This window comes from Aquipuribacter hungaricus (assembly GCF_037860755.1).
In the GTDB taxonomy this organism is placed as follows: domain Bacteria; phylum Actinomycetota; class Actinomycetes; order Actinomycetales; family JBBAYJ01; genus Aquipuribacter; species Aquipuribacter hungaricus.
In genome coordinates this window covers 1-8,850 of the sequence record NZ_JBBEOI010000158.1, presented here as the reverse complement: position 1 = coordinate 8,850, position 8,850 = coordinate 1, and the positions used below count along the sequence as shown (strand labels likewise).

The following is an 8,850-nucleotide window of genomic DNA, read 5'->3' as shown; positions in this document are numbered from 1 at the left end:
ACGTCGTCGTGGACGCCACCGACCTCGACGCCCCCGTCATCGCTTCTCACCGGTAGCCGACCGACTAGCGGCGACAGTTGGCGCCGGCTGACCGCGGGCGAGCTGTTCGGCTGGGCCGTCCCGCAGTGGGATTCTCAGCGGCACCCCCGCGCACACTTATGAGCGTGCTGCTCACGACGAACCGAGTTCGGGGGCGATCGCCTGCAGGCGAGCTGTCACCGCCACCTCCAGGCGGGCGGAGGGGGCGATGTCGAAGAAGGCCGCGTCCAGCTGCTCCCACAGCGCCGCGTCATCGTCGGACAGGTCCTCAGAGCCCGTGGGGCGGGACAGCAGGTAGGCGTCACGGGCGCGGGCGATGAGCTCGGCTACGTCGTCCAGGTCGAGCCAGACGAAGCCATCGATGGCGTCATCGACTGCTTGCCCTCGTCGGCCGACGAAGAGGTTCTCGATGGCGCCACCGACCAGACCGCCGTTCCGGGCGATGCCGTGCAGCGCCATCACCGCCCCGAGCGCACGCAGACCGGGAAGGGCAGAGACGTCCTCACGCTCGTAGGCGGAGATGGCTGGCTCGTTCAAAGCCCGCAGCAGCGGCGTCTCCACCACGGCCTCCTCGTGACGACGGGGTGGCTGCGGGAGGTAGCAACCTCCCCACCATCCTGGGCAGCCACCCTCCTCCACACCTGGGTCGGTCAGCAATCGCAGCTGCACGCTCCCGCAAGACCATCCCGCTGTGGATCGCCTCGACGTCGAGCTCGACGCTCGTGGGCTTGCCGCGGCGCCAGCCAAGAGTCGGCCTCGTCCCGACAGTCGAGGCCTTAACGACTGGGCGCACCCCGGCCCGGATGTTCGGGGCCGCGGGTGATCAACTCGGCTTGAGTTCTTGCGCCAGCATCACGATGATCCCGCTGGGTCCGCGGACGTAGGTGAGCTTGTAGACGTCCCCGTAGGTCGCGACACCGCGGAGGGGGTAGCAACCGTGTCGTGCCGCGATCTGGAGGCTGTGCTCGAGGTCATCGACCGAGAAGGCGACGCGGTGCATGCCGATCTCGTTCGGCAGCGTGGGTTCCGTCTCGATCGCGTCCGGGTGGACGTACTCGAAGAGCTCTAGCCGGCCGCTGCCGTCCGGCGTCTCTAGAAGAGCGATCTTGGCGTGGTTGCCGTCGAGGCCGACCGCGGTGTCGGCCCACTCACCGCTCACCTCATCACGGCCCAGGACGGTCAGCCCAAGGTCGGCGAAGAAGGCGATAGTCGCCTCGAGGTCTCGGACGGCGATGGCCACGTTCTCGAGCTTGATGGGCATGGCTTGCACGCTACTCAGCACCCGCCATCAGCCAGCGCTACCAGCTCGTCGACAGCCCGCACACCAGCCACCTGGAACTCGTCAGCTGGGGATCGCCTGCTGGGGATCGTTGACCGGGTCCTGCTCACCTGCCCCTTCCTCCCTAAAGCTGCCGCGTGCCGTGTTGACGGGGTAGGCACACTCTTTGCATGCGGCCAGTGAAGGTAGCCAAGCGCCGGGTACCCACACGGTGACGGGGTTCGTTCTTGGGGTGGCCGGCCTGCTCACTCTCATGGGTTTGGTCGGCACGATCGTGACCCTCGCTCGTCACTGGCCGCCCAGCATGGATCGCGCGGTGGGCCATCGAGTGCTGAAGGCGCTCAACCGCGGCCGTCTGCCTCTAGACGAGCCTGATCGCAGCCTCGCGCTCCGCGCAGCGCGCAGCCGGGCGATGCACGGCTGGCTGGCTCTTTCCGCTGCTGGCGTCGTACTCCTAGCGACACGCTTCGCGCTCGAACCCCCCGCCTTCTTGCCATCCGGCGTGGGGTGGGCTGTCACTGCCCTAGCAGTGGCCGGCGCGATGCTCAACGCGCTGCTGGCGCTACAGGCAGCACGCGCCCTGGCATCAACCTGAGCCAGGACCGGCCCTGCGGTCGCCAGCCCTGCTTCGTCTCCCTTAGGCGATCGTTAGCCGGCGACCTCCGCCTGGCCGCAGGTGTCCGATAGATCGCCGGCGCGCCCCCGAGGTGCCGGCGAGGCTGCTGCCTCACAGCTTGGTCGCGGGACGGGTGATTGTGGGGCGGCCTTCGTGGCTCCGTTCCTGCGCGCACGAGCGGGGTGCCAACATCCGACCATGCGCGTCGACCCACTGCGTTCAGCCCGGCCGGGGGAACGTCTTCCCGGCGAGGTGTCGTTCCCCGCCAGGCTGATGCGGCCTCTACGTACGGCGGTCATCACTGGAGTGCTGCTGCTTGCCGGGTCGTTAGCGCTGGCACTGTTCCAAGAATCGGCTCAGGCGTGGTTCGCCGTGGCGGCCGCTGTCACGCTGGCAGTAGCGATAAGCGTCATCCTCGCGATGCGAGGCCTCTGCTGCTGTCGCGGGAAGGACTGAGCCTGCGGGCCCTCGGGCGACGTCGCACCTACACGTGGGGGCACATCGCCGGCTTCGAGCCACGAGTGGTCGCTCCCGGCGCTGAGATGGTGGCCATCGAAGTGGTCGACCCCTCGCATCGTCGACAGATCTTGATGGAGACGTACGGGTACACGCCGGCCGAGCTCTGCGCGTTCCTGTCGACGTATCGCGCACAGGCGTTGGCCGGCGACCTCGCTACCTGAGTCCCTCAGCGCTAGACACAGTCGCGCGACTGCTGGTCCGTCCGGACAGCCGACCGGCGTACTCGTGTTGCCTGACAACCACCCTGCCGCCGGCGCGCACCCGCTCCACCCGGGACCCCCCAAAGGGACACGGTCCCCTGTGGGGTCGGCCTGATGTGCGGCGAACGCGGGATGGCGTCCGAACGCGCTGCGGGGGGCAGAGTCCGTCAAGGAGGGTGTTGGGCATGCGACTCAAGGTCTCGGCTGGCCTGGTGCTCTTGCAGGTCCTCGTCCTGATGCCTCTGTTCTTGGGCGGAATCGTTCTGGTTTTGGAGGGCGTCTACATGAGGCGAGCGGCGCAGGTGTTCGCTGGTTCCGCTCGCTGTGTGGTGAACGTCGAGTACGTGAGCAGCTTGAGCCGCACCGACGACCCCCTGCGGGTGGTGACGGACGGCGGCGGATGCGGCCGCAGCGATCAGTACTTGGTGAGCTACGTGGGCGTGCCTGAAGATCAGCGGATCACCGAAGGTGAGCTGGAGGTGGAGCTGGGCACGACCTCTGGCGGTGTAGAGGTGGCTCGGCCGGCGACCGTCGCGACAGGCAGCCCCCAGATCGTCGCGGCAATGCTCTGGGTGGGTGCCGCACTGGCTGCAATTGGTGCCGTGCTGGAGGTGGCGTGGTTTCGGCATGTTCGGCGATTAGGGCTCTAAGGGCTTGCATGCACCTCTGTGCTTCAGGCGTGCCTCTCAAGCACGGGCTCGAGCCGGCGTCCCAGAAGCCGACCGCTTACTGGGAAAGCCCGAGCTCGTCGACCCGCGTAAACAGGACCCCGCCGTGGTCGTCCCAGTAGACCCGCCCGGTTAGTTGTCCCGGACAGGCGCGCTATGTGACACACGGTGCACCACCGGGGCGACTCACCGTCCTCGGCAGCAGTGTGTGGTCCCCAGCGCGACGCAGCTACTCCGACCCACCTATCAGCGATGAGTGCGGATTGCCCGACCCAATCCTTCTGCCGGGGCTGATCGTCGTCGCGCTGAGGATGCTGAGCAGGCTGTCAATCTGTGGTGCCCGGTGCGGGCCTGGTCGTGGTGGCTTGGATGGGTGAGGGCCAGGATGGGCACCCCTGCTTCTTTCCTGCGTCAGAGGGTGGTTCTTGCATGGCTCAGCACGTGAACGTGGTCCTGGTGGACGACATCGACGGCTCGCCGGCGGTGGAGACGGTGACCTTCGCGCTGGATGGGGTGAGCTACGAGATCGACCTCAGCGAGGCAAACGCCAGCCGGCTGCGCTCGAGCGTGGCGGAGTTCGTCGAGAACGGCCGCCGAGCCGGGGGTAACCGTGGACGGGGTGCACGCGCGTCGTCGAAGCCGTCCGGGTCGTCGGCTGGTGCGGACAACGCGACGGTGAGGGAGTGGGCCCGCGCCAACGGTCACCCGGTGTCCGACCGGGGCCGGATCAAGGCGGAGGTCATGGCGGCGTACACCGCCGCCAACAGTTGACCTAGCCGCGTCCGATCCGGTAGTCGCTCATCCGCTGGGGCTCGGGCTCGTTCCCTGGGCGACGTGTCCAGCAACTGCCGGACCCGTGAGGTGACCGTTCACCGTTCGACGTCGTGCGCCCGGTTGGTCGCCCGTGAGGGGGCGGTGGGGCGTGCGGTGGTTGGACGGAACGGGGGCGGGTTGACCGCGAGGCGGGGCGGGAGGCCCTGCCATGCGGTGGCGACGGCGACGGCCGCATCGGTGTCGGGGAAGGGGTTGGGCCCGCCGGCCTGGGCGAGGGTGTGCGCGGTGGTGCGTGCCTCGACGAGGCGGTGCACGAGGTCCGGCTGCCACTCGGACTGCGGGGCCTGACGGACCCAGATGCTGCTGGTGGCGCGTTCGTTGGGGTTGGGGACGAGCCAGGTGCCGGCGGCGAGCTGGTGCCGGGCGGCGCGGTGGAGGGCGTCGACGACGTCCGGCTGGCTGCGGGCGATCGCGGCCGCGACCCGGCCGGAGTCGGGATGCGCTGTGTCCATGCCGGCGAGGTAGGTGAGGAGGGCTTGTGCCTGGTGCAGGGCGCGCTGGTCGCTGGCGGGCTCCACGGTCTGGAGCTGGCGTGCGGTGACGGCATGGAGCTGCGCGGTGTGCTGGCGGGCGGCGTGGGCCAGAACAGGGTCGTCGGTGAGGCGGACGGCGTGCTCAGCCAGGCGGGCCTGCGCGCGGGTGAGGTAGGTGAGGTCGCGGGGGCTGACGGGCCCGGTGGCCCGATCGAGGAGCTCGACGGTGGCGGCCTGGGCGTAGGGGACGTGCGCGGGGAGGCGGACGGCGGCGGGTCGGGTGAAGGGCTGGCGCAGCGGGGCGACGTCCGGGAGGGGGCCCTGCGCGGCGAGGTGGCGGGTGCGTTCTCCGGCGGCGCGCAGCCCGGCGGTGGCTGCGGCGGCATAGCGGTCGGACAGGACGCCGGGGGTGGTCCCGAGCTGGACCTGGACGGCGTGGGGCATGCGGGTGGCGGCGCGGGCGATGTCGTCGTCGAGGTGGGCGAGGCCTTGGCCGATGGCGGCGACGTCGGCCATAAGTGACCAGGCCTGGTCGCGATGCGGCCTAGAGGCGGGGTCGGCGTTGCGCCACACGTCGGCGGCGACGACGGCCGCGCGGGCGAGGTCGTGCCACAGGCGCGCGGGCCCGGGCGGGGGGTTGGTGGTGAGGACGTCGCTCAGCGCGACGCCGGGAGTGGCGGGGTGCCGGTCGAGGGCGATGCCGAGTGCTCGGACGGGGTTGGTCTCCAGCAGCTCGACGGTAATCCGCTCGCTGCTGGCGGTGCCCGCGCCGGTCGCCTTGGCGTCCCCGGTGGGCCGGTTGGCGGTCTCGCGGCGGGTGAGGTCGCGGTGGACGGTGACGAGGCTGCGAATGGTGGCGGCGTTACTAGCGACGGCGAGGGGGAGCAGGTCGACGGGCACGGGTTGCGGGTTCTCGAGGAGGCCGGCGACGCGGTGACCGATGTCGTGCCAGGCGCGGGTCCAAGGGTCGGTGCGGGCTCCGACTCCGGTGATGCTCATCGCTGCACGTCCGTGGTCGTCGCGCCCGTGCCCGGGTCGGTGCCGTCTGTGCCTCCGTCGGTGGTGGGTGTTGTGGCGCGGATGGTGCGCAGGGCGAGGGCCCAGCTGATGACCGTGGCTGGGGGGACGGTGGGGTGAGCGGTGCTGACGGTGTCGTGCAGCGCCGCGGACACCTGCTTGAGGACGGTGGGCCAGGGGTCGGTGGAGGCGGTGGGGGTCGTGGGCGGGTAGCCGGGGCGGACGTCGAGCAGGTCGTCGAACGTGTCACCGAGGTCGAGGAGGACGGCGGTGGGGACGTCGTCACGCAGGAGGAGCCCGTCGAGAAGGTCCAGGGCGCGTGCGAGCGGGGGAGGGGGGGTCTGTACCGGGACGGGGGTGGGGCTGGGCGTGCTCATCGCGGGGTCTCCTCGTCGGTCGTCGTAGCTGCGGCTGCGGCTGTGGTCGTCGGTGAGATGGGGGTGCCGTCGGGCCGGGTGTCGTGCGGGGTGTCGGGCGGCTGCCGGCGTTCTGGACCGGTGTCGGCCGTCGTGTGTCTGGCGGCCTGGAGGGCGCGGACGGCGTGGGCGTGACGGTGGGCGGTGGCGGGTGGTGTGCCGGGGTCGGGGTGGGCGATGAGCCGGCCGAGGGCGACGGTGACCTCGTCGACGAGGAACGTCCACGGCCGGGTGCTGGTAGCGGGTGCGGGGGACGCGTCGGCGGGGCTGAGGTCGAGCAGCTGCGCGTGGACGTCGCTGAGGGCGAGGCGGGCCTCGGACGGTAGGTCGTCGCGCAGGAGGAGGGTGTCGAGCAGGCCGAGTGCGCGCACCAGCTGCGGGGGAGGGACATGTGCCGGGTCCCGCCTGTCGTCCTCGTCGCCGGGTCCTGTGTCTGGGTGGCGTGCGCTCATGTCGTGCCTCCTCGTGCGGTCGCGTCTGCTGGCTTCTCGTGGCTGGTCGGTGGGGGTGTGCGGTCTTCCCCGCCTCATCGGAGTGAGGGCCGGGGGTGTGGGGGCGGAGCCCCTGCGTTCTTCGGTTGTCCCGGCGCCCTCCGGGGCGCCGGTGTCTGCCCTGGAGGGGGCGCGGCGTGGTGGTGACGCTCGGGGGGGTGCTGGGGGTCTCACCGTCGTTCGGGCGAGGCGCAGCCTGACCGCGGGCAGGGGTGGCCGGAGGAGGCGGGCCCCGATGATGCTTCCGGCGCGTTCTTGGCCGGAAGGATCACCTCGGGTGCCTCCGCAGAGCGCAGCGGTGCCGCCCCTGGCCGTGGTGACCTCCGGTCGACCGGGCGTCGGTGAGACCCCCAGCCCGGGTGGCCGACTGGGTCGTGCGCGCGGGACGGTCAGCCGGTCCGGGAGGGGGCCGAGGACGACCCGGTCTTGGGAGAGGCGTCGCAGCTGTGCTGCGTCCTGCAGGTCATGCGCCTGGTTCTGGGTCCTGTTCCGTGTCCGGTGCGGTGCCCAGTCGGGTGTCGGGTCGGGTGCTCGCCCGGGTGGGTGGTCGGGGGGTGTGCCGGGTGCCGCGGGGGCGTCCGGGTGTGCGTGCGGTGGGGGCGTCGAGGCCGACGCGCCGGAGCTCCTCGGTGGTCCAGCCGGCACGCAGCGCGGCGGCGTGGGCGGTGGCGTCGTCGCGCTCGGCGGCGACCAGGGCGGCACGGGCGTCGTCGCGGTGCCGGCGCGCGAGGGCGAGGGCGCGGACGGCGGTGACCTTGTCCTCGAGTAGGGCGCGGGCGGCGGCCTCGACGCGGTCGGTGTCCAGCGGTGCGGGGTGGCTGGTGGTCATGCCGAGCGACGGTAGGAGCCTGCACCGGCGCGACCAGGACGACGGGTGCAGGCTGTGGACAGACCCACCCCCGCGCAGGCTGGGGACAAACCCAGAGAAGCAGGAGAGCGGAGCAAGCTATGCGGTTAGCACGGCTAACCGCGGTGCGGTCCTGGACCTGCGGCGCCAGGCTCGGCACACTGGTGGTGTCCCCGCGGTGGCGGGGTCGCTGCGCTGGGCCGGGGGAGGTGGGGCGGTGAGCGACGAGGACGCGCCGTCGACGACGCCGGCCAGGACCTCGGTAGAGACGTCGGCAGGCACTGCTGCAGCACCGTCGGTGGCGCCCGCGCGGCGGGTGTTCGGGCGTCGCCGCCGGGCGAACGTGGTCGGTGGTCGACAGCACCGGCACGAGGTGAAGGTGAGCCCGGAGGAGGAGGCGCTGCTGGTGCAGTTGGCGCTGGCCCAGGGGGTGACGGTGCCGCGGCTGCTGGTGGAGTCGGCGCTGGCGGTGCGGGGGGAGACGTCGACGGAACGGCGTGCGGCGATGGCCGAGCTGTTCGCCGTGCGACGGCTGCTGGCCGCGGTGAGCAACAACGTCAACCAGCTCGCGCGCCAGGCGAACGCCGGCGACGGATTCCCCGCGGAAGCGAACGCCGTCCTGCCCGCGGTCAGACGTGTCGTGGGTCGGATCGACTCGGCGATCGACGGGCTGGCCAAGCAGTGACCCGCACGGGCACGTCGACGGCAGCACGGGCTGCAGCGCAGGCCGTCGCGGCGCTCCGGGTGGTGGTGTCGTCGTGATGCCGAACATCACGCGCGGGGAGCGGATGGGCGGGCTGCTGGCCTACCTGCAGGGCCCGGGCCGCAGCAACGAACACACCGAGCCGCACCTGGTCGCCGGTGACCCGGCGGTGATGGCGTGGCACGACACCCCCGTCCTGGACCGGGCGACCGCCCTGGCCGTCGCGGCCGAGCTCGACCACCCGCGTCGGGCGCTCGGCGTCGACGTCGTCGGCGGGTCGGTGTGGCACTGCTCCCTCAGCCTTCGCGCGGACGAGGGCCAGCTGAGCGACGAGAGGTGGGCGGCGATCGCCCACGACTTCGTCGAGGAGATGGGCTTCACCGGCCAGGACCTCGAGGTGGCAGACGCGACCGGCGAGGGCGTCGCTGATGGCGCCGCAGGCGAGCGGGCGACTGCCGGTCGGGCGGCGTGCCGGTGGGTCGCGGTCCGGCACGGGGTGTCGACGAACGGCAACGACCACGTCCATATCGCCGTGTCGCTGGTGCGGGAGGACGGCACCAAGGCGAGCACGTGGAACGACCGGCCCCGCGCGCAGCGCATCACCGGAGAGCTCGAGCGGAAGCACGGCCTGCAGGTGCTGGAGTCCCGCGGCGCTGGGCGCGGCAGCCGCGGGGTGAAGCCCGCTGAGGTTGCGACCGCCGCGCGGCGCGGGGACGCGGAGGCGGCGCGGCCGGCGCTGGCGCGGGTG

Annotated in this window: 11 protein-coding genes; 5 read left to right on the top strand and 6 right to left on the bottom strand. The window is 71.7% G+C overall.

Features of this window, described 5'->3' with window-relative positions; genetic code table 11:
• Positions 1-171: 171 nt before the first annotated feature.
• Together WCS02_RS14485 and WCS02_RS14480 are read right to left on the bottom strand one after the other, a co-directional pair.
• Positions 172-600 (bottom strand): DMP19 family protein, encoded by a 429-nt coding sequence (locus WCS02_RS14485; protein ID WP_340294438.1) that lies wholly within the window; start codon positions 598-600, stop codon positions 172-174.
• A gap of 262 nt (positions 601-862) precedes the next feature.
• A complete protein-coding gene (locus tag WCS02_RS14480; RefSeq protein WP_340294436.1) occupies positions 863-1,300 on the bottom strand; it encodes a VOC family protein in 438 nt (145 codons plus the stop codon).
• Positions 1,301-1,550: 250 nt separating this feature from the next.
• On the opposite strand from WCS02_RS14480, the gene WCS02_RS14475 reads away from it, so the two are divergent.
• The 3 genes from WCS02_RS14475 (at position 1,551) to WCS02_RS14465 (ending at position 4,092) form a co-directional block, all read left to right on the top strand.
• On the top strand, positions 1,551-1,913 hold the full coding sequence (locus WCS02_RS14475) for a hypothetical protein (RefSeq protein WP_340294434.1): 363 nt from the start codon (positions 1,551-1,553) through the stop codon (positions 1,911-1,913).
• Between the two features lie 925 nt (positions 1,914-2,838).
• Complete coding sequence (locus tag WCS02_RS14470; protein ID WP_340294432.1) at positions 2,839-3,303, top strand: hypothetical protein; 465 nt, start codon at positions 2,839-2,841, stop codon at positions 3,301-3,303.
• Positions 3,304-3,750: 447 nt separating this feature from the next.
• Positions 3,751-4,092, top strand: a complete 342-nt coding sequence (locus WCS02_RS14465) for a histone-like nucleoid-structuring protein Lsr2 (protein ID WP_340294430.1) — start codon at positions 3,751-3,753, stop codon at positions 4,090-4,092.
• Between the two features lie 98 nt (positions 4,093-4,190).
• Here WCS02_RS14465 and WCS02_RS14460 read toward each other — a convergent pair whose 3' ends face one another.
• The 4 genes from WCS02_RS14460 to WCS02_RS14445 all read right to left on the bottom strand — a co-directional run bounded on the left by WCS02_RS14460 (position 4,191) and on the right by WCS02_RS14445 (position 7,381).
• Positions 4,191-5,627, bottom strand: a complete 1,437-nt coding sequence (locus tag WCS02_RS14460) for a hypothetical protein (RefSeq protein WP_340294428.1) — start codon at positions 5,625-5,627, stop codon at positions 4,191-4,193.
• Complete coding sequence (locus WCS02_RS14455; protein WP_340294426.1) at positions 5,624-6,022, bottom strand: hypothetical protein; 399 nt, start codon at positions 6,020-6,022, stop codon at positions 5,624-5,626. Before WCS02_RS14455 ends, WCS02_RS14460 begins: the two co-directional genes overlap by 4 nt.
• Positions 6,019-6,513 (bottom strand): hypothetical protein, encoded by a 495-nt coding sequence (locus tag WCS02_RS14450; protein ID WP_340294424.1) that lies wholly within the window; start codon positions 6,511-6,513, stop codon positions 6,019-6,021. Before WCS02_RS14450 ends, WCS02_RS14455 begins: the two co-directional genes overlap by 4 nt.
• Positions 6,514-7,015: 502 nt before the next feature.
• Positions 7,016-7,381: a hypothetical protein gene (locus tag WCS02_RS14445; RefSeq protein WP_340294422.1), complete on the bottom strand. Its 366-nt coding sequence runs from the start codon at positions 7,379-7,381 to the stop codon at positions 7,016-7,018.
• Positions 7,382-7,616: 235 nt separating this feature from the next.
• On the opposite strand from WCS02_RS14445, the gene WCS02_RS14440 reads away from it, so the two are divergent.
• Both WCS02_RS14440 and WCS02_RS14435 read left to right on the top strand, forming a co-directional pair.
• On the top strand, positions 7,617-8,084 hold the full coding sequence (locus tag WCS02_RS14440; RefSeq protein WP_340294420.1) for a MobC family plasmid mobilization relaxosome protein: 468 nt from the start codon (positions 7,617-7,619) through the stop codon (positions 8,082-8,084).
• A gap of 73 nt (positions 8,085-8,157) precedes the next feature.
• Positions 8,158-8,850, top strand: a 693-nt coding sequence (locus tag WCS02_RS14435; RefSeq protein ID WP_422665424.1) for a relaxase/mobilization nuclease domain-containing protein, incomplete at its 3' end; no start/stop codon positions are given.

What these genes read in the sequence shown, in the direction of transcription:
- WCS02_RS14480 (WP_340294436.1), bottom strand. Translation starts at nt 1,300, where the DNA reads ATGCCCATCAAGCTCGAGAACGTGGCCATCGCCGTCCGAGACCTCGAG.
- WCS02_RS14470 (WP_340294432.1), top strand. Translation starts at nt 2,839, where the DNA reads ATGCGACTCAAGGTCTCGGCTGGCCTGGTGCTCTTGCAGGTCCTCGTC.
- WCS02_RS14465 (WP_340294430.1), top strand. Translation starts at nt 3,751, where the DNA reads ATGGCTCAGCACGTGAACGTGGTCCTGGTGGACGACATCGACGGCTCG.
- WCS02_RS14460 (WP_340294428.1), bottom strand. Translation starts at nt 5,627, where the DNA reads ATGAGCATCACCGGAGTCGGAGCCCGCACCGACCCTTGGACCCGCGCC.
- WCS02_RS14455 (WP_340294426.1), bottom strand. Translation starts at nt 6,022, where the DNA reads ATGAGCACGCCCAGCCCCACCCCCGTCCCGGTACAGACCCCCCCTCCC.
- WCS02_RS14450 (WP_340294424.1), bottom strand. Translation starts at nt 6,513, where the DNA reads ATGAGCGCACGCCACCCAGACACAGGACCCGGCGACGAGGACGACAGG.
- WCS02_RS14445 (WP_340294422.1), bottom strand. Translation starts at nt 7,381, where the DNA reads ATGACCACCAGCCACCCCGCACCGCTGGACACCGACCGCGTCGAGGCC.